This is a genomic window from Streptococcus parasanguinis (assembly GCF_040908565.1).
GTDB lineage: Bacteria > Bacillota > Bacilli > Lactobacillales > Streptococcaceae > Streptococcus > Streptococcus parasanguinis_AC.
Window position 1 is genome coordinate 88862 of the sequence record NZ_JBDGEA010000001.1, and the last position, 22778, is coordinate 111639.

Consider the following 22778-nt stretch of genomic DNA (forward strand, 5'->3'; position numbering starts at 1 on the left):
CTGTGTTGGTTCTTATTTGAGACCGTATTTTACAAGGAGCTTCCATTATATGCTTAAATACCTATTAGATAGCGTATTTTAAACGGAGGTTTTTCCAGAATTGTTACGTGTACTATATTATGTATAATTGAATGGGTACCAAAAAGGTACTAAATATTTTGTTTCGGAGCTTATAAAATAAAGAAAAGACTATGCTATTTACCTCCTTAAAATAAGACTAAAATAATTTCACAAAATTCATTAAGATCACTTAAAATTATATAGAGTTGTTTCGTATATTTAATTCCGTAAATCAAGACATTTTATGCTTCTTATAGATTTTTTATTACTATTTTGATATAATTATATTGGTATTTAACTAAAGCTTCAGAACGTTTTTCTGATCTTTATGGTTTTTTTTTCTAAAGAGGTATAGATATAAAATGAAGTATAAGTTTTTTAGTAGATATATAGATACTTCTGTATCTTATAAAGAATTTCAAGATTTTTTATTTTTTGAACAAAATTATTGGGATGATTATGGTTTCGAAACAGTATTTGAGGTATATAAGCCTGATGATAATGGCAAAGTAGAGAAGGTAGGTTCAATAGGAATTGCAAGATTGAATGCTTCGCTCCAAAATGGGAAATATATAGCTTTTAATGAGTTTGATACTAGCAAAATATATGAAAAATTACCAGATGGATTTGTGAGTATTGGTAATAGTGACTTCTATTTTAATTTACATAGATATTATAACAAAAGGATTTGTAAAGAGATTTTACAAGATTTAAATGATTTATGTGTTAATTATGATAAGAAACAAAAAAATATTCATTATCACCATCATGAAGTAGTAAAAAATTCCTTTTTTAGAGGCTATTCTTATGATAACGCAATTAGATTAGTCGAATTCACATTAAAACCTTTAGCTGATGAAGGAAGTAGAGAAGGATATAACATAACCTATACGTATTCATTAAATGATGAAGTTTTTTCTGAAATTAATTTTGCTGCTGATTCAGAAACTGCATTTCCACAGAATGTCCATGCTATTATAGGAAACAATGGATCGGGGAAAACAACTTTTATAAAAGATATTTTGTTATTAGCGATTAAACAAAAATTACAAGTAAAATCTAACTTTAAAAAGAATGATGAAAGATTAGACATTTCATTTTCTTCTATTCAAGATATTAAAGTTGATTCTCCAGAGGACTATTTTTCAAAGGTTATATTAATTTCCTTTAGTCCGTTTGATAGTATGTATTTGAAAAATGGTCTCCCAATAGGGAAAAATGGGAATGTAAAGTATCTTGGACAATACCAAAATGGTAATGAACCTCTAAATTTTAATCAATTGTTTTCACTATTTCATAGCTTGATTGAACGATTGATAGATAACAGGGATAATTGGTTGTTTTTTAAAGAAATATTGGGAAATCAGGATTTTGATGGCGATATTTTACCGATAGTTAATGAGATAGAAAAACAAATTGAAAAGAAGACAACGGCTGAAGAAGCGGAAAGAGCGTATAGGAAAGTATTTTGGCAAATGAGTGCAGGTCAAAAAATAATACTTTTATCTATATCTACTTTGATAACAGAAGTAGAACAATTTAATTTAGTTCTTATCGATGAACCTGAACTTTTTTTACACCCTCCTATGATTTCAAATTATATTCGTAGTATTTCGGATATCATGAAAAAGAAAAACGGTCTTTGTATTTTAACTACTCACTCGCCAATTATAGTCCAGGAGATACCTAGGGATTGCGTGAAAATTATTCAACCCAATGATAAGGGTGGTATAAAGATGTGTGAACCTGAGTATGAAACTTTCGGTGAAAACTTATCAACATTAACAAATACAATTTTTAATCTTAACCAATATAAATCAGGATTCTATAGATTGATTAAAGATATTATAAGTAATCCTGAAAAATATAATTTTTCAAAGGAAGATATTGAAGTTTTAGAATTTGGTAGAGATGGAATGCTTTATAAGAGTCTTTTACTTTCTGAAGTATATGGAAGTGAGGAAGATTGATGCTAAATAGTATATGTAGGGAAGAAAAAGATTATCAATGCCAATTTCAACATTATATAGCTTTGGAAAGAATTTCAGATGATGATAGAGAGATTTTAAATAAGCTCGAGGAATATATATCTAATGAAGCAACAACCTACTATTCTAATGCTATTGCTAACTATACATATAACGAAACTATAATAACAAAAAATAAAGAGATAGTTGGTAATAACTATGGGGCTTTTTGGGAAAAACATAAAAGTGTATTAAAAGGAATGCTTGAAGATTCTAAAGAGTGTCCTGTTTGTGGTTTGTCTTATTTAAATCTTTTTAATTATAAAAAATCTATAGAACATGTATTCCCTAAGAGTGAGTATCAACAATATATCTTATCTCCAATAAATTTAGTCTATTTCTGCAATGTCTGTAATCGTAAAAAGAGTGATATAGTTAATGGATGCAAAATTTTTCATCCACTTTTTTCTGAAATCGAATGTTGCAGTGAACCAAAAATAAAATTTTGCTTGAGAAAAAAATTTAAAGTAGAAATTGAAGTAAAGATTGACGAAAGCAATAATGATTACTTTTATTTTATAAATGATGTGTTTCAATTACATAAAAGATACCGAAATTTTATTATGCAATTTATTAATATGGCTATTTCATCAATAGAAAATATTACCAAGGGATTATTGATAGGATTATCCTTAGAAGATAAATACGAAAAATTAAGTCAATTTATTAATGAATCATTTTTTAAGGTATTTCCGGATTATATTTTAAAAACAGAAACTGAAAAAATGATTGTAATAAAACTAAAGGATGCTATTAAAAACCAACCAAAGTTGTTTGCACGATACATAATAGACGAGTCAAGTATATTAAAGATTGTTTAAAAATGATAAATTTTTAGTATCATATATCTTTTATTAAAAATATTTAAAAGAATGTTAATTTATCAGCATTCTTTTTCATTTCAATCAGTTTCTTGAAAATAGAAAAAGGATGCTATTTGCATCCTTAAAAGTCAAACATTCTATTTTGGTGTTTGACAAATACAATGAGGAACGCTGATTACTTCATAACCGTATTGATCTGTTACGATTGCTTTAACTTCTTGTTTAGTAAGTTTTCCCGGAAGTGCGATATCTTCATAATCAACGATTTTACCCTGTTTGTAGAATTTTACAGTCGAATATGTTTTACTTTTAAACATCGTAAAATCCTCCTTTCTTTGTTACTAATATTAGTATGCCATTAAAGTGATAAAAAACTGGAAAAAAATTACAAATTTTAAAACTATTTTCTATTTGATCTTAGTTCTTCGATTTCTGCCCTCATAGCCATTTTGTGTTTTTCTATTCTTTCTTTAAGGCTTAATCTTTTTTCAGTTAATTCTAAATGATCAACTAGTTCTTTGGTAGTAAATGTATCAAGTAGATAGAATGAGATATTCTCACGAAATCTAGTAACATCAGTTACAATTAAATATAGATTCTTAGTATTATTATCAATATTTTTGATTGTAATTTTTACCCCTAGTTGATTGAAAAGGTGATCTTTTAGGTTTTTTATATAGATTTGTTTTGTTAGGAACTGTCTATAAATTGAATTATTTAATAAAATTTGTGGAAGTTCATTAGCATTCTCAACTTTTAGTTGTTTTGCAATTGAGATGAGTAGTGCGGAAATGTATTTACCAGTGAGTTCTCCGGAGTAAGTCAGTTTAAAACCTTTATTTTCTGTCATTTTTTTCTCCTTACATATTTTTATCCATAACCTTATTTATTTGTTGAACAACTGAAACTATTAGTTTAATTGGATTTAGTGAATTGACTATGAGTAACTGGCTTTTGAAAAGAGGAGTAGAAGTATGTTTTTTTGCGAATTCCCGCCACCGTTTTGATTTGACACACATTATTCTAAATCTTTCCAGAAGCTTTTTATACTTATTCTGTAAAGCTTGTTGCTTTTTAGTAAGTTCAGAAATGTGCCGATCCTTTGAGATTGCTATATTTCTATATTTTTCTCCCTTTGATTTCTCTATTATCATCTCATTTCTTAATTTAAATATATCTTGTTCAAGTTTGGCTACTTTCATTTCTTTGTCCAAATAACTTGATTTAATCTTATTATAGGATTCAGGATCCATTACAATCTGCTCTTTACCAAAGGGGAGTTTTTTCTTTTTTATAGCTAATTCATTATCCCAATTTTGCTGAATCTTATCATTTGATTCTAGTACCTTGCTAAGTTCCCCAAGCTCTCTTTTATTTTTTACGAGTTCGTTTTGTATGTTTGCTAATTCATGTTTAGCATCATTTACTTTTTCTGTTTTTTCTTCTAACTGACTTTGTAAATCTTTATATTCTTTTACTGTAAGGTGTTTAGCAGTGCTACCTTCTTTCCCCCTATGAATATCATATCCATTTTCATTTAAATATTTTGGTAAATCATTTTGAATTTTAAGAAGTTCTTCTCTGTTAAACATCTGTTTAGAAGATAATTTACCCTCTACCATTGGAACTATACCTAAGTGCATATGAGGTGTACTTTCATCCATATGAACACTAGCAAATGCAATATTTTCCTTGCCATATTTCTTTTCAAAAAAATCTTTAGAGGTTTCAAAAAAGCATTTAATTTCTTCATTATCTAATTTTTTGAAAAAAGTACTGTCAGATGTTATGATCCATTCATTGCACATTACCGCATCCTTTCGAATAGATCGACTGCTTACTTTATTTTCATCAATGAAATCAGTGATTTGCTTTTTATATGTTAGTTCTTTGTTACGATCAGTTAGTTCATAATTTAGATGAGTTTTTGAAGGATCAATCTTTTTATTGCTATGATTTTTAAATATACGTTCATTATGATAGTAGATTCCACCTAAATTAGAACTTTTTAGCTTTTGCATTCGTGCTACAATTTGGCTCATTTTTTGCTCCTTTTTAAATATCTTATAAGAATTTAAATAGACTATATAAATTAAAATAAACAGCTATTTAAGATCAGAAATCTATTTAAGATCCAGCATACTTCCAAGTGAAGTATAACGCACTATACTTTACCAAATGGTAAAAGTGCGTTACACATGCAAGCATGTCGAGAATCACATAGATTCTATTAGACTATCCAGGAAAGAAGAAGCAGATTTAAAATTGTTTTCTTTTACCAATTTTTCTAATTTATCTCTATTTGATGGTTTTATAATAAACTGGTATTGTTTTTTCTTTTCCGTTTTATGATAATTGTTTTCATTAACTGAATGTGTAATGGACTGTTCGATCATATTTGTACCTCCGTTAATAAGTGATTCAAAATCGATAGATAATCTATAACCTAAATAATCATTATCATAGATATCTACATAATCAAAAATGTTTCTTTCCGAGATAACTAATTTGTTTCCAAAATGAACTGGGTAATAAAATTTCTTTCGTTTCATTTGGAATACCAAATCAAAAATAGATTCATTTGAGAAAAACAATATTTCTTTAATTTCTTGCAATTCAATACAAATTGAATTGTTATTGGAAAACTGTAGTGACTTATTAACTAAGAATTCGATTAATTCATTGCATTTTATATTCATGATGTTATGATCCTTCTTTGTAATGATCAGAAGCAATCTTATGTGCTCTTATTTTTTCTTCTTGTCTTCTCTCTTGAATGAGATTTTCTATCATCTTAAACAAATAAGCTAATGGACTTTCTGTGGTTGAAGGAATCCTGTCAATTAAATCCATGATCTCATTACTTTGTATATAATTTGATTCAAGGTATTTTCCAATCTTCATTTTTTGAGAGTGTTTTAAAACAAAACCTTGGGGATACATAAAACGATCATTATATTTATCAGCAATGACCTGAACTAAGTTATAGTAATTTTCACCTATAAAATTCTTCTTTTTTGGAGGATTATTTTTAGGCTCTTCTAGAACTAAATATCTATTCTCTAATCTCTTATCTCTAATCTCTAGACTCTGGTGGAGATTTGTCGGACTTTTGTCGGACTTTTGTCCAGATAATAAAATATTTTGTTTTTCGTTAGCAATTCTATTTCTATATTCTCTTTTGCGATCGGCTTCTGTTGTTGTTTTCCCTATAAAGTTTTGAATATCCATCATATAGATTGCACCATTGTCCAACACCTCAATTAACTCAAGCTCCTGGAATAAATGTAATGCTTTTTCGACAACAGCAACCGGTTGCCTTGTCATAGTAGCTATTAACCATGGATTGTAGGGGATCCTATCTCTATACATCAATTTACCCTCATTCTTCAAACTTTTTAAATATAACTTCAAAAGGATATTTGAGTACTTTTCGCCATCAGGTTGATTTTCCAAGAGAAGTAGTTCTTCAGTATCAAAAAAATCTTCTTTCAACCTCATGTAATAATATTTTTTCGAATCAGACATACAGAATCCTCATCTTTCATATTTTTTTAACCATTCAGTCACTTTATGTTTATCATATAAAGTGACTCCATCAATAACAATATGAGGCATCCCCTCTCTTTGCCATTTAATTATAGTAGTAGTAGAAACATCTAGCCAACGACTCAATCCTGCCATACGAACCATAGGTTTATATAGTTCCTTATCTTCAAATGCTTTTTCGACGGCTTTTTGAATCATATTATTGTATCTTGCAATTAACATTTTCTCAGTTGCTTTAGGTAAACTGATAGTAAATTGATCTGACATATGGTACCTCTTTCTTTATTGTATAAGCCCCTGTTCGTACTAAAATGTACGTATATATAATATAACATACAAAAATGTACCTTGTCAACAAAAAAGATGTACAAATTTGTATAGATGTGATAAAATATTTTTAAAAGTAAGGAGTGATTTATATGAAAAATATTGATCCTTTTAAGAAAATACCAAATAGAATTGGTGAATTAATTGAAGAAAGCAATAAAACATTAAAACAAATAAGCCAAGAAACTGGAATAAATTATGAAACGTTGTCAGCATATAAAAGACAAGTACGTACTCCGAAAAGAGATAACGCAACGATTTTATCGGATTATTTTAATGTTTCAATACCCTATCTGATGGGAGTAGATGACAATAGAAAATTAATTAACCCTAGTGAAGAATCTTTACTAGAAGCGTTCATTAAAAAAGCAAAGGGAGAATCAAATTTAGATAAATTAACTAGTTGGACTCCTTTTAATGATTATGTTCCTGGATTTATGGCTGTGTTAAAATCTGAAACAGTAGATAGTATTTCTAAAATATTATTGAATGACAACTATCCACCTGAATTTGTAAAATATTTTAAACAAAAACTCAGTAAAATAAGTGATGAGATCCCACATGATTTCAACACAAGTAGTACTTCTAATTCTCCATATCATTATTTATGGGAAGCTTGGATAAATACTGACGAATACAAGCAAGCAATTAAGAAAAAATAGTTGAGTATCTAATTTCTTTATTTTATAAGCTCCGAAACCATATAAAATAAAGGGGAAATTAAGATGTCAATTATTAAATACAAAGCTAAAAAATCAAAATCAGGCTATCTTTATAAAGTTAGAATTTATAGAGTAATAGATGGAAAGCGTCATGACTATTTTAAAAGCGGTTTTAAGACACTTAGGGAAGCGAAGCAGTATGAAACATTGATGATGCAAAAGAAATACTCAGGGGAACTCACAGAGCTCCTGAGTGCTTCAAATAAGTCCTTTATAAATGTTTTTGAAGAATGGTTTAAAACATATCAGGATACTGTTGAGTTGACTACAAGTGTGCGTACGGATGATTTATTTAGGCTTCATATTCTTCCGAGTTTAGGTGAATTTAAAATTTCCAAAATTACACCATGGCAATGTCAAGAGCTAATTACTGAAAAAGGTAAGACTTTTAGGAATATAAAGCAGATCAAGTCATACATTAGTCAGATATTTGAATTTGCTATTAAGATGAAATTGATTAGTGATAATCCAGTAAAAGGAGTGGTTCTTCCAAAAAGGGAGAAGATAGAATCACAGAATTATTTTACAGTTCAAGAGCTTCATCAATTTTTAAAAATTGTAAAAGAAGAAGAACCCTACAAAAATTATGCTTTATTCAGATTATTAGCTTATAGTGGGTTACGAAAAGGGGAATTGTATTCATTGAGGTGGTCTGATTTAGATTTTGATAATCAGATACTATCAGTGAGTAAGAACCTAGGTAGAATTAATGGAAAAGCACTAGAAAAAAGCACCAAGAACAAATTCTCGGTGCGTCAGATAAGGTTAGATCAAGATACAGTAGATATACTTTCTGAATGGAAGCGACAATCATTAAGAGAAAAAGGAAAGTTAATGGTCACTCCTTTAAATCTTGGTGAATCGTATATGTTTACTTTTATTAATCGAAACGGTGAGGAAGAACCGCTTTATCAGGATTATATAAATAGTATTTTAAAAAGAATTATTGATAAACATGGTTTAAAGAAAATCACACCTCATGGTTTCAGGCATACTCATGCTACACTAATGATTGAAATCGGTATTGATCCAGTTAATACAGCGAAAAGATTAGGTCATGCAAGTAGCCAAATGACTTTAGATACATATAGTCATACAACAGTAGTAGGTGAAGTAAAAGCTATTAATAAGTTTGCAAATTATATGAATGGGTGGAAAGACTAATTTTCCAAGACGGTACAAAAAACGGTACTAAAAAGAAAAAAGCCAATTCCAATTTCTTGGAAAAGGCTTTATTTTCAACGTTTTTAAGTTCGTTATACGGTTTCTTATTTGAGACCGTATTTTTTGTTGAAACGATCCACACGTCCATCTGCTTGAGTGAACTTTTGACGTCCAGTGTAGAATGGGTGTGAGTCTGATGAAATTTCAACACGGATCAATGGGTAAGTTTCACCTTCGAATTCAACTGTTTCGCTAGAGTACTTAGTTGAACCGCTGACGAACTTGTAACCAGTAGTAGTGTCCATGAAGACAACAGGGCGATATTCTGGATGGATATCTTTTTTCATTTTGCAATATTTCCTTTCTGCCATGGTCTCTTTCCGAGCCATAGATTGTTACTTAGCTAGTGTACCAAATTTCCAGGATCTTGACAAGTATTTTCACTAATTTTATTTAAATTAATGATCAAAAAAATCACCCTGGCAGGACCAAGGCGATTCTGATATTATTATTGTTCAGATTGATTTGGATCTTTTGGTGCTTCAACCGGTTGATCAGCTTGTCCCTCAGTGTGTTCGTGAGTTTCTTTTTTGATTTCATCTACAGCAGTTTTTACAGTAGAAGATGTTACGCGTCCAACAGATTGGGCAAATCCTTTTCCAGATTCAGCAAGTTCTTCGAATGTTCCTTTAGTGATTTTACCACCTGACATCGCTAAGAGACCAGTCACAACAATAGCGATAGATGCGATCAAAGCGAGGATCAAACCAAAGCCGATTGAAACGCCATAGCCATTGAAATCAGCAGCATACTTGTTCACACCGAAGACATCGATCAATGTTACGATAGTTGAGAGAGCCCCTGATACGATAACACCAATTGCAAAACCTTTTGGAAGTGAAGATTTTATATCACTCAAGCATGCAAGGACAATCGCAACAACTGCAAAGATAATAACGAACCAACCATCTCCGCGAAGGCCATTCCAGCTGTATGAACCAAAAGCACCGGCGTTCAGGCTTGCCCATGGCAAGAAAGAGCTAAGAAATGCTACCGCAGCAGAGATAATAATAAACAAACGATTTTTTTCCATAATAAGTCTCCTTAAAATTTTATTAGCTTTATTTTACCACAAGTGAACGTATATGAAAACCCCATGTCAAGATAAAAAGGCTAAGAAACAGTTCTCAGCCTTCGTTTGTGCGAGCCACATCTTGTAGCTCTTGGTAGATTTGGTCATTTTCCGCAAGGGAGTAGGAGTTAGCTCCACTAGCTAGTGGATGGCCACCACCATTATGTCGTTTGGCAATTTCGTTAATCACTTTTCGTTTGCTGCGCATCCGAACACGGAAGTGACCGTCAGGCTGCTCTACAAAGATAGCCCAAACAGACACGGTATCAATGCGTCCAGGAGCTCCGACAATTGCAGCAGTCTCGGAATCCCGTAGATCGAATTTCTTTAAGAGTTCTTGTGTCAAGGTCACACGCGCAGCGCCATGTTCATCGATCTCAAGATGGTCATAGACATAGCCTTGAAGCTTAGCCGTCTTGAGATTGATCGTATCCATTTGACGAGCAAGGGCTGTAAAATCAAAAGGAATGCTCCGAAGAGTTGCAGCGATCTCAAAAGTCCGAGTCGAAGTAGCAGGATAAAGGAAGCGACCCGTATCGCCGACGATTCCTGCATAGAGGAGACGCGCAGCACTAACCGGGAGTTCGAGATCCAATTCCTTAGCAAAAAGTGCAATCAGCTCACTGGTAGAGCTTGAGTCTGTATCAACCCAGAGCAGATCGCCATATGCATCGTCATTTGGATGGTGGTCGATCTTGATTAGGAAATCACCAGACGTATAGCGCTTGTCATCGATGCGGGGAGTATTGGCCGTGTCACAGACAATCACCAAAGCCCCTTCATAATCCTCATCCTTGACCTCGTCCATCTCGGAAAGCCAGGTCAAGGTCGGCTCATCATAGCCAGTTGCCAAGACCCGCTTTTGAGGGAAGTGCGCACGCAGGAGATCCCGCAAGCCCACCTGGCTCCCAATCGCATCCGGATCCGGATTTTGATGACGGTGGATAATAATCGTGTCATAAGCTTGAATCTTTTCAAGAATGTCATTCATTACGTTCATACATTACCTCATTTTCTCTGTCAATTTTAACATAAAAAAGGCCCATCCAGCAAGCATTTATCACTATGTAGGGGCAGTGGAAGCGGTTTTACAGAACTTCATTATTTTGGTAGAATGGATGAATATGATGAAAGAAATTAAACAATCAATGAAAAGAAAACGATGGTTACAATTTCCTAAAATGATTGTGATAGTGTTGGTCGTAATGCTTATTGTAGTATTCCTAAGTAGTTGCAGTAACAATCAATCTTCATGGAGTCTTTTAAAAAATAAACAGTTTGTCCTGGTTGAAAATGGAGATCCTAGCTATAAGGAATTTGTGGTTGGTTTTGATTTAAAGGAACAAGAATTTTATAATAATGCTCAAACAGTAGTAAAAGACGATACAGTATACGGTGGTTATAATGTAGATCGTGTTAGAAATAAGTATTTCAGTTCTGCAGTAAATAACGAATTATCATCAGTTCTATTAAGTAAGAAAATTACTACTGATGAAATTAAGAAATCGAACTATCAAATTACTAGCTCACCGAAAAGATTTGTGGACGATAAATTGATGAAAGAAGAATATCCCCCGGAATTTGAAGCGATTTATTTAAAGAAAAATCGTCAATTTTCTAAGGTTCGAATCACCTACAACAATGAATTGTTACCCACTAAAATCGAATGGTACTATAAGGGAGAGGAAGGCCTCAAATGGTACACCTGGCGTACCTATTCTTACCCATTTAAAAACAAATCTGACTTCGATAAGAAATTAGAGGAGCAAATCCAGCTGATCAAAGAGATTGAAAGTGAAAAAGAAGGAGATTAGGATATAGAGTGATATGAAAGTATTAAAAAATTCATTAAAGTTAAAAGCTCTATCGAAGAAGCATCTTCTCTTAATCGTGGTAGTCATAATAATAGCTGCTGTTTTAAGCTTCCAAATAGTTAATCATATTCAACAGCAACCAAAGGATGTTTATGCTATTTTACAGAAACAGCGATTTGTTTTTGTGCAAAATCAAGATGATTTAGATCAAGGAAACAATGCGGGAGCAGGATTTGATCTGCAAGCAGAGAACTTATTTGTGTCTTATAGCACTGTGATTAAAAATAATAAATTATATGGTAAAAGTGGAGTCTATACGACTAAAGGATTTTATGAACGTGCACTAAATGGTGGAATATCATCAATATTATTGAATTTAAAAGTTACGCCAGAAGAGATTGAAAAGCATCATTTTCAGATTGAACGATCTCCAGAATCTTTAATAAATCAAAAATTTCTAAAAGAGAAATACCCACCAGAATTTGAGTTGCAATATAAATATCGAAAAAAGAATCAATTTTCAAAAGTCCGCATCACATACAATAAAGAGTTTCTACCTACTAAAATTGAGTGGTACTATAAAGGAAATAAAGGACTTAAATGGTATACTTGGCAATTATATTCATATCCATTCAAAAACGAGACTGATTTTAATAAAAAGCTTGATGAAGAAATTGAAACTATTAAAGAAATTCAAGAAGAAAACGAGGGTGATTAACCTCTTATTGAAATGAAGCTGAGCTTATATAAGGCCCGAATGTATTGTTAGGAAGACATTTCCTTTGGATTGGATATGTTGCTAGAATGAGATGGATATGATGAAAGAAGTTAAAAAGAAGCGATTATATTTCAAAGTATTTCTAGTTGCTTTGATTCTTGTAGTTGTTGCTGGAATTTTCATAGTAGTTCAAAGAGGTAAGACTCAAGAAAATTCAAAATCGATATTAGAACAACAACGATTTATTGTTGTAGATGATTCGGAAAATGAAAATTTATATAAATTTAATTTTGAGAATGGCTATGATTTAAAGAGTAATAATTTTTATAGTATAACTCAGGTAGTTGAAAAAAATGGGAAGATGTATGATGGTAGTTCAGATGAAAAGCCTGATGACAGATATCATTTATTCTTATACCGAAATGTCACCTCCGCAATTCTGAATTTAAAGGTTTCAAAAGATGAGATCGAGAAATCAAACTATATCATTGAGCGAGATCCGAAACCTCTAATTACTAAATCGCTAGTGAAAGATGAAAAGACACCTGAATTTGAGGCTAGAGTTTTAGATAAAACTGACAAATTTTCGAAAGTTCGGATCACCTATAATAAAGATTATTTACCAGTAAAACTTGAATGGTATTTTAAAGGCGATGAAGGGCTGAAGTGGTATACCTGGAGCCGTTTTTCATATCCATATAAGACTGAATCTGAATTTAATAAAAAACTGGATGAAGAAATCCAGCGTATTAAAGATATTAAAGAGGAGTACGAGTTGGAGAAGGAAAACGGATAATAATTGAAACTATTAAAGAAATTCAAAAAGAAAACGAGGGTGATTAGATTCCATCGGACCAATTTCTTTGAATAAGCCATGGCTTTCATCTTCTCGGGAAAGGTTTCGTGCAAAATGCTTGAAAAAGTGGTATAATACGGAAAATAGATTTTGGGAGGAAATTATGACTGTAGCGAAAATTGTTTTTGCTAGTATGACTGGAAATACTGAAGAAATCGCCGATATCGTAGCGGATAAATTCCGTGATCTTGGTGTCGAAGTAGATGTGGATGAGTGTACAACTGTGGATGCGGAGGATTTCCTTGAAGCAGATATCGCGGTGGTAGCGACTTATACATACGGTGATGGAGAGCTTCCAGATGAGATTCAAGATTTCTACGAAGATTTGGCTGGCCTTGATCTCAAAGGCAAACTTTACGGTGTTGTAGGATCAGGGGATACCTTCTACGATGAATTCTGTAAAGCAGTTGATGATTTCGACCGTTGCTTCGCTGCGACGGGTGCTGAAAAAGGTTCTGAAAATGTCAAAGTTGATTTGTCTGCAGAAGACGAAGACATTGAAAAATTAGAAGCCTTTGCGGAAGAACTCGTAGCCAAAGCAAATTAATGACAAAGAGGCTGGATCGATGGATTACAGCCTCGATTTATATCCAAAATAAAGAGGAGACACATGGATTTAGATCAGATTCGTAAGGACATTGACCAGATCGATCAAGAGCTTGTAGCCTTGCTGGAAAAACGGATGGTTTGTGTCGGTCAGATTATAGAATATAAGGAGCAGCAGGGCCTACCTGTACTCGATCAGAGAAGGGAAAGAGAGGTGCTTGAGAAAGTCGGCTCTCTCGTGACGGATGATCAGTATCGTGCGACTATTCAAGCTCAGTTTCAAGATATGATGAAGCGCTCGAGAGACTTCCAAGAGGAGGTGAGGGCGCGTGACTAGTCTATCTATCAAGCAAAAAGCACAGCAATATGTGGTCCTAACAGGGATGGCCCTCTTCATCGGTCTCTTGGTCGGTGCCATTGACATGATTTTTGGTCAAGGATTGCTCCTGATCGGAGATTTCCGAAGCCAGCATTGGCCCTTGATTCTTTTTCTGGCCTTAGCGGGGCTTGTCATCGTTTATCTTTATAAACGTTTTGGTGGGAAGGCTTCAAAAGGGATGGGATTGATCTTTGATGTCGGGCACGCACGTGAGGAGAAAATCCCCTTGGTCTTGGTGCCCTTGATCATGCTGACGACCTGGATGAGCCACCTCTTCGGCGGTTCGGTTGGTCGGGAAGGCGTAGCGGTCCAGATCGGAGCAACCCTTTCGCATCGTTTTGCCCGTTATTTCCAGTTTCAAGATGCTTCGCGTATCTTTCTCATGACAGGGATGGCAGCAGGTTTTGCGGGGCTCTTTCAGACACCACTAGCAGCAACCTTCTTTGCCCTGGAAGTCTTGACAGTTGGGGAGTTGCAGTTGATTGCTCTCTATCCAGCACTCATCGCCTCGATCGTGGCGAGCTTTACCTCTCATGCTCTTGGCTTGGAGAAGTTTGCTGTGCCACTCAAGGAAACGCTGAGCTGGACACCAGAGACCTTGATCAAAGTCGCCCTTCTTGGCCTAGCTTTTGGCCTCGCTGGGAAGCTCTTTGCAGTTAGCCTTTCTTGGTTGAAACAAACTGTCGCGAAAGTTCTGCCTAATCCTTATATCCGGATTGCCCTTATAGGGACTGGACTCAGCTTGGTCCTCTTGACCCTCCAGCTGACCAAGGTCGGCACTTATAGCGGACTCGGAACCAATCTGATTGATCTGGCTTTTCATCAGGGTAGTGCGCAGAGTTATGACTGGATCCTCAAGCTCCTCTTTACTGTGGTGACCATCTCTGCTGGGTACCAAGGAGGAGAAGTGACACCGCTCTTTGCGATCGGAGCTACACTTGGCGTTTTTCTCGCTCCTCTGCTGGGCTTACCCGTCTTAGTGGTGGCTGCTATCGGTTATGCCAGTGTCTTTGGTAGTGCGACCACGACCTTGCTCGCACCGATCTTGATCGGAGGAGAAGTCTTTGGCTATGCCAACCTTCCTTTCTTTGTGATCGCCTGCGCCATCGCCTATTGCCTACCAAAAGAGTGGAGCATTTATTCCGGCCAAAAAGTTGCAAAAAAGTAGAGAAAAGAGCTTTACAAACCTGAAAATATCTGATATGATAGTTTCTGTGCGTAATGGAAGCACAAAAATACAGTTTATCCGCTGAGGGAGGTCCCTCAAGATTGACGAAGATAGGAGAATAAAATGAATCCATTAATCCAAAGCTTGACTGAAGGTCAACTTCGTACTGATATCCCTGCATTCCGTCCTGGTGACACTGTTCGTGTACACGCGAAAGTTGTCGAAGGATCTCGTGAACGTATCCAGATCTTTGAAGGCGTTGTTATCGCTCGTAAAGGTCAAGGACACACTGAAATGTACACTGTTCGTAAAATCTCTAACGGTGTCGGTGTTGAACGTACATTCCCAGTACACACTCCACGTGTAGACAAGATTGAAGTTGTACGTTACGGTAAAGTACGTCGTGCGAAATTGTACTACCTTCGTGCATTGCAAGGTAAAGCAGCTCGTATTAAAGAAATCCGTCGTTAAGACGAACAAGGAGGCGGGAGTGATCTCGCTTCTTTTTTTATAAGTCCCCTTAGTTCAATGGATATAACAACTCCCTCCTAAGGAGTAGTTGCTGGTTCGATTCCGGCAGGGGACAATATAGATAAGTAAAACACTGATTCGCCAGTGTTTTTTTTTTTGGTTTATACAAGGATGGATCTTAGGGAAAGTTCTTGTATGGTATAATAGTGGAAAAAGAGACACTGAATTTTAAGGTAGTCCTACCTTTTTTGAATACCAAATTAAAAAAATTATGAGTGCTCTAAAAGTTTAATCTGAAAGGGATATAAGAAAAGTGAGAAAATGAAAATTTCTGGTACAAAGTCTATCATCACATTTGACTATGAAAATGGTTATGTTTTAAAAGCAAAGGGAGAATTGTTAACCAATGGAAGTTTTACTGCATATAGGTCAAGTATACAGAATTGGGAGCCACCATACAACCACATTCGTATCACAGAGAGCGAGATAGATAAACTTGTTGAGGAAGTGGATTCCATGATGACTGAGCAAACAATACAGATCGAATTTATCTGAGTTAGAGTAGGAGAAGGATGATGAGAATCGATTACAGTGAACAGATGGTCACATGGGAGTGGGATGGTTGTGTAATAAAGATAGAACTACCAGATATCATTCATGCGGAATATAATAAAAATGAGAACATTGTTATCGTCTATAGTGGAGAAAACTTTGTAAGTAAAATCATTTTCTACTTTAGCTTAGAAGGAAAATTGTTAGGGCAACAAAATCTACTAGAAGGAACCGTAGATTGGAATCATAATGGTCAACACCAGATTGTTTTTCATCATTTACATCATCTTCGCTTTAGCCCTAAATATCAGCGTATCTTCAGTATATTTCGCTCATCAAGTGACTTTGGACTCCCTTCAGAATTAGAGATTTATAATTTAGAAGGTGAGAAAATTGACCAAATTGAATCTCCTGCAGGGTTTACTATGCTATATATTTCTGAGATAAGTAAGAAGAAACTGAGAATTGTATGCGAGGCTCTTAAAGAAGATTCCTTTGATAAATTTGGTCGAAGTGATTTCTATTTTAATTTGGAGTTAGAAACTAGAAAATGGGTAAAAGATGGCATTGCCTATTGAGGAGGAGAAAAAGAAGCCTGATTTTATGATATTCTGGTTGAGAAAATAACCTGCACTAGGAGATATAAAATGAAACCAACAAACCTAAAATGGGAAGATGTTATCCAGTTTGAAGAAGTAAAAGGATACGGGAAGTCAATTTGGAAAAATGAGGATAAATATTTTTTAGTTTCAGAAGAGGGAACTGTGGCTTCTTGGTTAGCAGTCTATGATTTACCCCAAGAATTATTCTCTCTATTAGATAGTGGAGAGAGATCACTACTCGAAGTATCTTGGAAGATTAAACACGATTCTTGGCCACCGACGGAAGAAGAAAAGAAGGCTAGTGAGAAACAATTTGTATTAAAAGGCTTAACTCCTTTAATAGCTAATCCTAAGAGTTGGGAATTATTTACTCAGGAAGAGCTTGAGACATTAATTCCACTTGCTGAACAAAAATGGATTGACTGGAGAGGCAAACTTCCAGATGATTATGTGTCACCATTGAAATAGACAAAAAGAAATAGTATGACAACAGAAATTCAACAATACAAAAATTGTACGGTATTAAAAAACAATAATGATTATCAGATTCTGTGGAGTAGAGGGAAAGAAGTGCTTAACTTTCCCATTAGCCAAAAATTAGCAGAACGTGTTTCAAAATCAGAAAAAGATGCTTTAGAAGTAATGTTTTATTGTGAACATCATCGTTGGCCAAAGAAAGATGAGTTAGATGATTATAATCATTCCAATACGATTGTACATAGAGGCGATGGATTTGTTGTATATGAAACAGATGGTTATTACGAAATTAGCTTCTTTAAAGAAGTTGGAGGAGCTATGGGCCCAGAAGTATGCTACCCCATTACTAAGGAACTAATGGATAAAGCATTTCAATCTTCTAGGGAAGCATATGAGGTGATGATTTATGCCGAAACAGGGAACTGGCCCTTAAGTAAGCAAGATGATATTGATAGAAACTATATACGTAATCATCCTGAAACTATGCTACCAAGTATAGAAGTTCAACGTGAGTTGTTTGATGTTGAAAAGTTTAAAGCTCTTGTAAAAAAAGCTATTGTTTCAGAACTAGAACCTAGCGAACTTGACGCTATTGGTATAGTTGATAATCATTTAGAGCTTCTTCTGGTGGATTCAGTCGGCTGGCAGGAAGAGATAGAAGCAGTCCATCTGGAAATTCTGCAGGAAAAAATTAACAATTACATTCACTTCCTCGAAAGCAAGCAATATGAGGAGAGATATGGCGATAAGTTTGATAAGAAAATCATCCATATCACCTTCCAATATTCTCCATCGGATAACGGCTTAGCCTTCCTCGTAGCGGTTCAGAAGGTATTGCAACCGACGGATATGAGCTTGAAGGTAGAATTGCCGGAGTAAAGAACAACTAAGAAGAATAAAATTAATCAATTTATGAGGGATTAAAAGTATTAAAGCGAAGGTCAGTCAAAAAACAAGATAGCTAAAAAGTAGACAAAATTTTCTAAAAGCCCATTAGAATAGGCTTTCTAAGCATATTTTATATTTCGGCAGGGGACAGAGATAGAAAAGAAAACACTGACAGTTGAACTGCACCCCAAAAGTTAGATTTTTTCTGTCTAACTTTTGGGGAGTAGTTCACTTATGACAGAGTGTTGACGTTTTAGAGCCGTGTTGTTTCGAATGGTCCCAAAACTATTTTTTGTATGATATAACATAATATTTTAAAAATGAAAGGGCTTTCTATGGAAAATGATGTGTTTTTTGATTATTTTTTAAAATCACTTAGGTTTCATTTGGGTGATACGTGTAAGGATATTGGATTTATAGAGTTTTTTAAAGATGAAAATAATTGTTTTATTACTATAGAGGATTATGTTTTGGAATCATTTGTAATATTGTCAAATATTTTGAGTCAGAAGAGGATTGTGTTTTCTTGTGGAATTATTTATAGTAAGGGGGTAGTTACTGGAGTAGAAATATATATGAATGTATCAGAGTTAGAAAGATTAAATAAATTGTTTAAAATATAGTTTTGAAGCATATTAAAAAAATAAGGGAAACTGTCTATGTAGGATGTGTGGAGTTGATAGTATCAATGTTTCCTTGTTTTAGAGCTGTGTTCTTTCGAATGATCCCAAAACAAGAAAAACAAAAAATGATGGTCTAGGAGCTCGATACATTGAACTTCTATTTCTTTAGAAATTCAAATAATAATTTTACAGACTTTTATGCCCCCTCCTCTTTTTCTTTGACTCTCCTTTCTTATTTTTCTAAAATAGTAGGTGTGTGAAGGGAGATTGATATGAAAAAAGGTTTTTTGATTGTGCTTTCTGCTTTGGTCTTGGCTTCGTGTGGTCGTCCTCAGAGGACGGTGATGCCTAAGAGTTCGGATACCAAGCAGACAAGCACTGAAGAAAAGAAACAATCTGGCATGGACTTGAAAGCCATCAAGGCTAAGGACTACACGAGTATCAAGGGAACTTGGATTGATGGTCGTGGCAATGAGCTGGTCTTTGATGACAAGGGCTTGGTCAGCGAGGATGTTGAGCTTGATGCATCGAGCTTTAAGCAGAAGGACCAGATCGCAGAGATGACGGTCAGTGCCAAGTCGGGTATTGGAGGATACGGTCTCTTGCTCCTTCCAAAAGGTCAGAAAGCTGGCAAAGATGATGCTTCGGATAAGTCCAAGGATCGGATCTGGGCTGGTCAGTCACCGGCATATGGCGATAATGACAATTTCTACTATCGCAAGAAAGAGCAGCCGAAAGATCGGGAACAAGCTGATACAGACGATAGCAGTAGTCCCTCTAAGATGAGTAAGGCCAAGAAGTGGAATACTCGCTCGGATGGTGAGGTCAAGTCTTCGAAGAAGGCAGACCAGAATGATTATCCAGGCTACACCTCTGCTCAGGTTGAAGTTGCTCGTGTCTGGGCTTATGTGATCAAGTCTGTACCGACAGAATTGAGTATTAATGAAAAGAGTGCTGGTACAAAAATTTACTTTGGTGGGTTAGGAGTTGACTATCCTAAAGATGTTCGTCAGTTGTTTACACCTATTTCTGCAGAAGGTCATGTAACTTATGCATCCAACGGTGATGGGACGGTGACGATCTATCCTGTACCGAGCCACTGGCAACAGTCTGCGGATGAGCTCAATAGTGAGGAGTTTATGACGCAATTTACCCAAGGAATCTTGGATCATGCGGAGACGGTGACTTTGCCAGATGGGGATCCAGATATGATTCGTCAGATTCTTGCCGTACTGAAGTAAAATCTGAATTTGAGGGCTCAGTTTATTGTTTTTTTAAGCTGATCCTGTTACAATGATACTACACGGAAAAGACTGGTCCTCCAGCCTTTTTCATTTCACCATAGAAAGGTCTTTTATGAAACGCAAATCGATTTTGTTTCTCTATATACTCTTGCTAGCGATCGGGCTGGCCTATGAGACCCAGTCACTGACAGAAGGCTGGATGTCTGGTAGTCAGTACGGGATTGTGGGACTTTCTACCCTCATCCTTTTGGTTTATGCACTTCCTGCTGTTTGGGCTCTCTTTCATTTTGCTAAGAAGTGGAAGTTGTCATGGGTACCGGTGCTCTTTTCTCTACTAGGTGGAGGCTTTGTTGCCGGTTGGTTGTCTAGCTTTGCCAATACCTATTTCCATGACATGATTCAAGCGATCGCTCCAAATAGCGACTTTTGGAACCAGTACGAGAGTGCCATCGCTGCGCCACTCTTTGAGGAACCCTTTAAGTTGATTCCAATCTTCTTTGTCCTCTATTTGTTCAGTGTCCGTCGCATCAAGTCGATCTTCCTCTTGGCGATTGCCTCTGGTCTTGGTTTCCAGATCGTCGAGGACTTTGCCTATATTCGTCAGGACCTGCCGGGAGGTTTCTCTTACACGGTGTCAGGGATTCTCGGCCGTGTGGCCAATGCGCCCATGTCTCATTGGGTCTACACAGGTCTTGTTATGCTAGGGCTCTTCCTAATTGTCCAAGCAAGCAGAGGACGTAAGGACCTAACTCTAGCAGGCTGGGGATACTTAGTAGCTGGTTTTGGACTCCATTTTGTTGGCAATTCACCCTTCTCACAAATCGTGACCGAGTTGCCGATTGCGATTCCAGTCTTGAATGCAACTGGGCTCTTCCTAATCTACCAAGCTTATCAAACCATCGAGCGATTAGAACAAGGAAAATAAAAACAAAAAAAGAATGCGTATGTTTGCACACATACGCATTTTTCTTATTTTGGACAAACTGTTTTACTGCTTTTGTATAAACTGGGTGATCCTATAGCTGTAAACTAAATTCTATTTTGAAAGAAGTATTTGAGACTTTCCGCCGTGAGAAAAGTGCTTGAAACACTGTTGTTTCAAGCACTCGGGAGTTTTGAAACGTTAGATTCAAAACTAAGTCATGGAACTTCTCCGAAGTTCGCTGACGTCCGTACTCACCTAAGGAAAGTCTCTAAGAGTATAGGATCTTAAAATAGATTTATTTACCAAGACAGAACTGGCTGAAGAGTTGGGTAATGAGCTCATCTGGTGCAGCGTCTCCTGTGATTTCTCCGAGGATTTCCCAGGTGCGGGTGAGGTCGACTTGAAGCAGGTCAACCGGCATGCCAAGGGCCAAGCCTTCGTTGACGGCTTGAAGGCTTTCAACGGCTTTCTCGATCAGAGAGATGTGACGCGCATTAGAGAGGTAAGTAGCGTCTTGCTCGACCAGGCCGGCATTCTCGAAGAAGAGGGCGTTGATCCGGTCTTCGATTTGGTCAATATTTTGATTTTTCAGAACGGAAATCTTGATATGATCTTCCGGCAGTTGGTCAATTTCGATCTTCTCTGGGAGATCGACCTTGTTGAGGAGGATGATGCGGTTGCTATCTTGAGAGATCTCAAGGAGCTGGCGATCTTGATCGGTCAGGGGTTCGCTAGCATTGAGGACCAGGAGGACCAGATCCGCTTCCTTGAGGGCTTTTTTCGAACGTTCGACACCGATTTGCTCGACGATGTCCTCGGTTTCCCGGATCCCAGCCGTATCGACCAGTTTGAGGGGAACGCCGTTAATGTTGACGTATTCCTCGATGACGTCCCGGGTGGTTCCTTCGATATCGGTCACGATGGCTTTTTCCTCGCGCAGAAGGTTGTTTAGAAGACTAGACTTGCCGACGTTTGGTCGACCGATGATGGCCGTAGAGATTCCCTCTCGGAGGATCTTGCCACGGCGAGCTGTCTTCAGCAAATTGGTCAAGAGGGCTTCAAACTCGGTGGTCTTTTCTCGAATGATCTCAGTGGTAGCTTCCTCGACATCATCGTACTCAGGATAGTCGATGTTGACTTCGACTTGAGCAAGTGTGTTAAGGATCTCTTGGCGCGTGTTGTTGATGAGGTCAGACAGGGAGCCGTCTAACTGTTTGACGGCGATATTCATAGCCTTGTCGGTCTTGGCGCGGATAATATCCATGACGGCCTCAGCCTGGGTCAAATCGACCCGGCCGTTGAGGAAGGCCCGCTTGGTAAATTCACCTGGCTCAGCTAATCTAGCCCCTTCTCGGATGACCAGCTGCAGGATTTCGTTTGTCACAGCGATCCCTCCGTGGGTATTGATCTCGATGATATCTTCGCGGGTGAAGGTCTTAGGTGAGCGCATGGCTCCAACCATGACTTCGTCGAGAACCTCGTCCTTATCCGGATCCACGATGTGGCCGTAGTTGAGGGTATGGCTAGCCACGCTAGTTAAATCTTTTCCTTTAAAGATTTTTTGCGCAATGGCAAAGCTGTCGGTTCCGCTCAAGCGGACAATCCCGATAGCCCCCTCACCGAGAGGAGTCGAGATGGCAGCGATGGTATCAAATTCTTTAGTAATCATGTCAATTCTCTTTTCCTGTAGATTCATCTCTATTCTATCGT

28 protein-coding genes and 1 tRNA gene are annotated in these 22778 nt (G+C 36.1%); 19 read left to right on the forward strand and 10 right to left on the reverse strand.

Going from position 1 to position 22778, the window contains the following annotated elements; translation table 11 throughout:
- Positions 1 to 422 precede the first annotated feature (422 nt).
- Both AB5Y61_RS00500 and AB5Y61_RS00505 read left to right on the forward strand, forming a co-directional pair.
- Complete coding sequence (locus tag AB5Y61_RS00500) at positions 423 to 2030, forward strand: AAA family ATPase (protein WP_368402573.1); 1608 nt, start codon at positions 423 to 425, stop codon at positions 2028 to 2030.
- Entirely contained in the window at positions 2030 to 2908 is an 879-nt protein-coding gene (locus tag AB5Y61_RS00505) for a hypothetical protein (protein WP_368402574.1), read from the forward strand. The genes AB5Y61_RS00500 and AB5Y61_RS00505 overlap by 1 nt, the downstream gene beginning before the upstream one ends.
- Before the next feature lie 140 nt (positions 2909 to 3048).
- Here AB5Y61_RS00505 and AB5Y61_RS00510 read toward each other — a convergent pair whose 3' ends face one another.
- The 6 genes from AB5Y61_RS00510 to AB5Y61_RS00535 form a co-directional block, all read right to left on the reverse strand.
- The gene (locus tag AB5Y61_RS00510; RefSeq protein WP_368402576.1) at positions 3049 to 3228 is read right to left on the reverse strand and encodes a hypothetical protein; all 180 of its coding nucleotides are present in this window, start codon (positions 3226 to 3228) and stop codon (positions 3049 to 3051) included.
- 83 nt (positions 3229 to 3311) lie between these two features.
- Entirely contained in the window at positions 3312 to 3761 is a 450-nt protein-coding gene (locus AB5Y61_RS00515; protein WP_368402578.1) for a hypothetical protein, read from the reverse strand.
- 10 nt (positions 3762 to 3771) lie between these two features.
- Complete coding sequence (mobV, locus tag AB5Y61_RS00520) at positions 3772 to 4953, reverse strand: MobV family relaxase (protein ID WP_368402579.1); 1182 nt, start codon at positions 4951 to 4953, stop codon at positions 3772 to 3774.
- 174 nt (positions 4954 to 5127) lie between these two features.
- A complete protein-coding gene (locus AB5Y61_RS00525) occupies positions 5128 to 5610 on the reverse strand; it encodes a hypothetical protein (protein WP_368402580.1) in 483 nt (160 codons plus the stop codon).
- Between the two features lie 4 nt (positions 5611 to 5614).
- A complete protein-coding gene (locus AB5Y61_RS00530; RefSeq protein ID WP_368402582.1) occupies positions 5615 to 6439 on the reverse strand; it encodes a phage replisome organizer N-terminal domain-containing protein in 825 nt (274 codons plus the stop codon).
- 9 nt (positions 6440 to 6448) lie between these two features.
- Positions 6449 to 6727, reverse strand: coding sequence for a DNA-binding protein (locus AB5Y61_RS00535; RefSeq protein ID WP_195189796.1), 279 nt, complete (start codon positions 6725 to 6727; stop codon positions 6449 to 6451).
- 152 nt (positions 6728 to 6879) lie between these two features.
- Between AB5Y61_RS00535 and AB5Y61_RS00540 the strand changes: the two genes are divergently transcribed.
- Positions 6880 to 7449 (forward strand): helix-turn-helix domain-containing protein, encoded by a 570-nt coding sequence (locus AB5Y61_RS00540; RefSeq protein WP_368402584.1) that lies wholly within the window; start codon positions 6880 to 6882, stop codon positions 7447 to 7449.
- Positions 7450 to 7512: 63 nt separating this feature from the next.
- Entirely contained in the window at positions 7513 to 8673 is a 1161-nt protein-coding gene (locus AB5Y61_RS00545) for a tyrosine-type recombinase/integrase (RefSeq protein WP_368402585.1), read from the forward strand.
- Between the two features lie 104 nt (positions 8674 to 8777).
- Here AB5Y61_RS00545 and AB5Y61_RS00550 read toward each other — a convergent pair whose 3' ends face one another.
- The 3 genes from AB5Y61_RS00550 to AB5Y61_RS00560 all read right to left on the reverse strand — a co-directional run bounded on the left by AB5Y61_RS00550 (position 8778) and on the right by AB5Y61_RS00560 (position 10805).
- Entirely contained in the window at positions 8778 to 9020 is a 243-nt protein-coding gene (locus tag AB5Y61_RS00550) for a type B 50S ribosomal protein L31 (RefSeq protein ID WP_021153079.1), read from the reverse strand.
- Between the two features lie 161 nt (positions 9021 to 9181).
- On the reverse strand, positions 9182 to 9766 hold the full coding sequence (locus AB5Y61_RS00555; RefSeq protein ID WP_049472034.1) for a DUF5336 domain-containing protein: 585 nt from the start codon (positions 9764 to 9766) through the stop codon (positions 9182 to 9184).
- Positions 9767 to 9860: 94 nt separating this feature from the next.
- On the reverse strand, positions 9861 to 10805 hold the full coding sequence (locus AB5Y61_RS00560) for a bifunctional oligoribonuclease/PAP phosphatase NrnA (RefSeq protein WP_368402587.1): 945 nt from the start codon (positions 10803 to 10805) through the stop codon (positions 9861 to 9863).
- A gap of 127 nt (positions 10806 to 10932) precedes the next feature.
- On the opposite strand from AB5Y61_RS00560, the gene AB5Y61_RS00565 reads away from it, so the two are divergent.
- The 15 genes from AB5Y61_RS00565 (at position 10933) to AB5Y61_RS00635 (ending at position 21068) form a co-directional block, all read left to right on the forward strand.
- Positions 10933 to 11619: a hypothetical protein gene (locus AB5Y61_RS00565; RefSeq protein WP_368402589.1), complete on the forward strand. Its 687-nt coding sequence runs from the start codon at positions 10933 to 10935 to the stop codon at positions 11617 to 11619.
- Between the two features lie 13 nt (positions 11620 to 11632).
- Positions 11633 to 12337 carry a hypothetical protein gene (locus AB5Y61_RS00570; protein ID WP_368402591.1) on the forward strand — a complete coding sequence of 235 codons (705 nt, stop codon included), beginning with the start codon at positions 11633 to 11635 and terminating at the stop codon, positions 12335 to 12337.
- Between the two features lie 97 nt (positions 12338 to 12434).
- A complete protein-coding gene (locus tag AB5Y61_RS00575; protein WP_368402593.1) occupies positions 12435 to 13133 on the forward strand; it encodes a hypothetical protein in 699 nt (232 codons plus the stop codon).
- A gap of 163 nt (positions 13134 to 13296) precedes the next feature.
- On the forward strand, positions 13297 to 13740 hold the full coding sequence (locus tag AB5Y61_RS00580) for a flavodoxin (RefSeq protein WP_023917941.1): 444 nt from the start codon (positions 13297 to 13299) through the stop codon (positions 13738 to 13740).
- A gap of 63 nt (positions 13741 to 13803) precedes the next feature.
- Positions 13804 to 14076 carry a chorismate mutase gene (locus tag AB5Y61_RS00585; protein WP_368402595.1) on the forward strand — a complete coding sequence of 91 codons (273 nt, stop codon included), beginning with the start codon at positions 13804 to 13806 and terminating at the stop codon, positions 14074 to 14076.
- 46 nt (positions 14077 to 14122) lie between these two features.
- On the forward strand, positions 14123 to 15286 hold the full coding sequence (locus AB5Y61_RS00590) for a chloride channel protein (protein ID WP_368402727.1): 1164 nt from the start codon (positions 14123 to 14125) through the stop codon (positions 15284 to 15286).
- 123 nt (positions 15287 to 15409) lie between these two features.
- Positions 15410 to 15757 carry a 50S ribosomal protein L19 gene (rplS, locus tag AB5Y61_RS00595; protein ID WP_021153086.1) on the forward strand — a complete coding sequence of 116 codons (348 nt, stop codon included), beginning with the start codon at positions 15410 to 15412 and terminating at the stop codon, positions 15755 to 15757.
- Between the two features lie 43 nt (positions 15758 to 15800).
- Positions 15801 to 15872: transfer RNA gene (locus tag AB5Y61_RS00600), tRNA-Arg, on the forward strand.
- A 206-nt stretch (positions 15873 to 16078) separates the two neighbouring features.
- Positions 16079 to 16312 carry an Imm74 family immunity protein gene (locus AB5Y61_RS00605; protein WP_155167766.1) on the forward strand — a complete coding sequence of 78 codons (234 nt, stop codon included), beginning with the start codon at positions 16079 to 16081 and terminating at the stop codon, positions 16310 to 16312.
- Positions 16313 to 16332: 20 nt separating this feature from the next.
- A complete protein-coding gene (locus AB5Y61_RS00610; protein WP_070505644.1) occupies positions 16333 to 16887 on the forward strand; it encodes a hypothetical protein in 555 nt (184 codons plus the stop codon).
- A gap of 69 nt (positions 16888 to 16956) precedes the next feature.
- The gene (locus AB5Y61_RS00615) at positions 16957 to 17379 is read left to right on the forward strand and encodes a hypothetical protein (RefSeq protein ID WP_223324781.1); all 423 of its coding nucleotides are present in this window, start codon (positions 16957 to 16959) and stop codon (positions 17377 to 17379) included.
- 174 nt (positions 17380 to 17553) lie between these two features.
- A complete protein-coding gene (locus AB5Y61_RS00620) occupies positions 17554 to 18267 on the forward strand; it encodes a DUF6572 domain-containing protein (protein ID WP_223324793.1) in 714 nt (237 codons plus the stop codon).
- Between the two features lie 344 nt (positions 18268 to 18611).
- Positions 18612 to 18899: a hypothetical protein gene (locus AB5Y61_RS00625; protein WP_241672467.1), complete on the forward strand. Its 288-nt coding sequence runs from the start codon at positions 18612 to 18614 to the stop codon at positions 18897 to 18899.
- Positions 18900 to 19171: 272 nt separating this feature from the next.
- Positions 19172 to 20140: a DUF6287 domain-containing protein gene (locus AB5Y61_RS00630; protein WP_368402598.1), complete on the forward strand. Its 969-nt coding sequence runs from the start codon at positions 19172 to 19174 to the stop codon at positions 20138 to 20140.
- Between the two features lie 115 nt (positions 20141 to 20255).
- Positions 20256 to 21068, forward strand: coding sequence for a PrsW family glutamic-type intramembrane protease (locus tag AB5Y61_RS00635; RefSeq protein ID WP_368402600.1), 813 nt, complete (start codon positions 20256 to 20258; stop codon positions 21066 to 21068).
- Between the two features lie 295 nt (positions 21069 to 21363).
- On the opposite strand, the gene mnmE is transcribed toward AB5Y61_RS00635, so the two are convergent.
- Positions 21364 to 22737, reverse strand: a complete 1374-nt coding sequence (mnmE, locus tag AB5Y61_RS00640; protein ID WP_368402602.1) for a tRNA uridine-5-carboxymethylaminomethyl(34) synthesis GTPase MnmE — start codon at positions 22735 to 22737, stop codon at positions 21364 to 21366.
- Between the last annotated feature and the right edge of the window lie 41 nt (positions 22738 to 22778).

What these genes read in the sequence shown, in the direction of transcription:
- AB5Y61_RS00500 (WP_368402573.1), top strand. Translation starts at nt 423, where the DNA reads ATGAAGTATAAGTTTTTTAGTAGATATATAGATACTTCTGTATCTTAT.
- AB5Y61_RS00505 (WP_368402574.1), top strand. Translation starts at nt 2,030, where the DNA reads ATGCTAAATAGTATATGTAGGGAAGAAAAAGATTATCAATGCCAATTT.
- AB5Y61_RS00510 (WP_368402576.1), bottom strand. Translation starts at nt 3,228, where the DNA reads ATGTTTAAAAGTAAAACATATTCGACTGTAAAATTCTACAAACAGGGT.
- AB5Y61_RS00515 (WP_368402578.1), bottom strand. Translation starts at nt 3,761, where the DNA reads ATGACAGAAAATAAAGGTTTTAAACTGACTTACTCCGGAGAACTCACT.
- mobV (WP_368402579.1), bottom strand. Translation starts at nt 4,953, where the DNA reads ATGAGCCAAATTGTAGCACGAATGCAAAAGCTAAAAAGTTCTAATTTA.
- AB5Y61_RS00525 (WP_368402580.1), bottom strand. Translation starts at nt 5,610, where the DNA reads ATGAATATAAAATGCAATGAATTAATCGAATTCTTAGTTAATAAGTCA.
- AB5Y61_RS00530 (WP_368402582.1), bottom strand. Translation starts at nt 6,439, where the DNA reads ATGTCTGATTCGAAAAAATATTATTACATGAGGTTGAAAGAAGATTTT.
- AB5Y61_RS00535 (WP_195189796.1), bottom strand. Translation starts at nt 6,727, where the DNA reads ATGTCAGATCAATTTACTATCAGTTTACCTAAAGCAACTGAGAAAATG.
- AB5Y61_RS00540 (WP_368402584.1), top strand. Translation starts at nt 6,880, where the DNA reads ATGAAAAATATTGATCCTTTTAAGAAAATACCAAATAGAATTGGTGAA.
- AB5Y61_RS00545 (WP_368402585.1), top strand. Translation starts at nt 7,513, where the DNA reads ATGTCAATTATTAAATACAAAGCTAAAAAATCAAAATCAGGCTATCTT.
- AB5Y61_RS00550 (WP_021153079.1), bottom strand. Translation starts at nt 9,020, where the DNA reads ATGAAAAAAGATATCCATCCAGAATATCGCCCTGTTGTCTTCATGGAC.
- AB5Y61_RS00555 (WP_049472034.1), bottom strand. Translation starts at nt 9,766, where the DNA reads ATGGAAAAAAATCGTTTGTTTATTATTATCTCTGCTGCGGTAGCATTT.
- AB5Y61_RS00560 (WP_368402587.1), bottom strand. Translation starts at nt 10,805, where the DNA reads ATGAACGTAATGAATGACATTCTTGAAAAGATTCAAGCTTATGACACG.
- AB5Y61_RS00565 (WP_368402589.1), top strand. Translation starts at nt 10,933, where the DNA reads ATGAAAGAAATTAAACAATCAATGAAAAGAAAACGATGGTTACAATTT.
- AB5Y61_RS00570 (WP_368402591.1), top strand. Translation starts at nt 11,633, where the DNA reads ATGAAAGTATTAAAAAATTCATTAAAGTTAAAAGCTCTATCGAAGAAG.
- AB5Y61_RS00575 (WP_368402593.1), top strand. Translation starts at nt 12,435, where the DNA reads ATGATGAAAGAAGTTAAAAAGAAGCGATTATATTTCAAAGTATTTCTA.
- AB5Y61_RS00580 (WP_023917941.1), top strand. Translation starts at nt 13,297, where the DNA reads ATGACTGTAGCGAAAATTGTTTTTGCTAGTATGACTGGAAATACTGAA.
- AB5Y61_RS00585 (WP_368402595.1), top strand. Translation starts at nt 13,804, where the DNA reads ATGGATTTAGATCAGATTCGTAAGGACATTGACCAGATCGATCAAGAG.
- AB5Y61_RS00590 (WP_368402727.1), top strand. Translation starts at nt 14,123, where the DNA reads ATGGCCCTCTTCATCGGTCTCTTGGTCGGTGCCATTGACATGATTTTT.
- rplS (WP_021153086.1), top strand. Translation starts at nt 15,410, where the DNA reads ATGAATCCATTAATCCAAAGCTTGACTGAAGGTCAACTTCGTACTGAT.
- AB5Y61_RS00605 (WP_155167766.1), top strand. Translation starts at nt 16,079, where the DNA reads ATGAAAATTTCTGGTACAAAGTCTATCATCACATTTGACTATGAAAAT.
- AB5Y61_RS00610 (WP_070505644.1), top strand. Translation starts at nt 16,333, where the DNA reads ATGAGAATCGATTACAGTGAACAGATGGTCACATGGGAGTGGGATGGT.
- AB5Y61_RS00615 (WP_223324781.1), top strand. Translation starts at nt 16,957, where the DNA reads ATGAAACCAACAAACCTAAAATGGGAAGATGTTATCCAGTTTGAAGAA.
- AB5Y61_RS00620 (WP_223324793.1), top strand. Translation starts at nt 17,554, where the DNA reads ATGTTTTATTGTGAACATCATCGTTGGCCAAAGAAAGATGAGTTAGAT.
- AB5Y61_RS00625 (WP_241672467.1), top strand. Translation starts at nt 18,612, where the DNA reads ATGGAAAATGATGTGTTTTTTGATTATTTTTTAAAATCACTTAGGTTT.
- AB5Y61_RS00630 (WP_368402598.1), top strand. Translation starts at nt 19,172, where the DNA reads ATGAAAAAAGGTTTTTTGATTGTGCTTTCTGCTTTGGTCTTGGCTTCG.
- AB5Y61_RS00635 (WP_368402600.1), top strand. Translation starts at nt 20,256, where the DNA reads ATGAAACGCAAATCGATTTTGTTTCTCTATATACTCTTGCTAGCGATC.
- mnmE (WP_368402602.1), bottom strand. Translation starts at nt 22,737, where the DNA reads ATGATTACTAAAGAATTTGATACCATCGCTGCCATCTCGACTCCTCTC.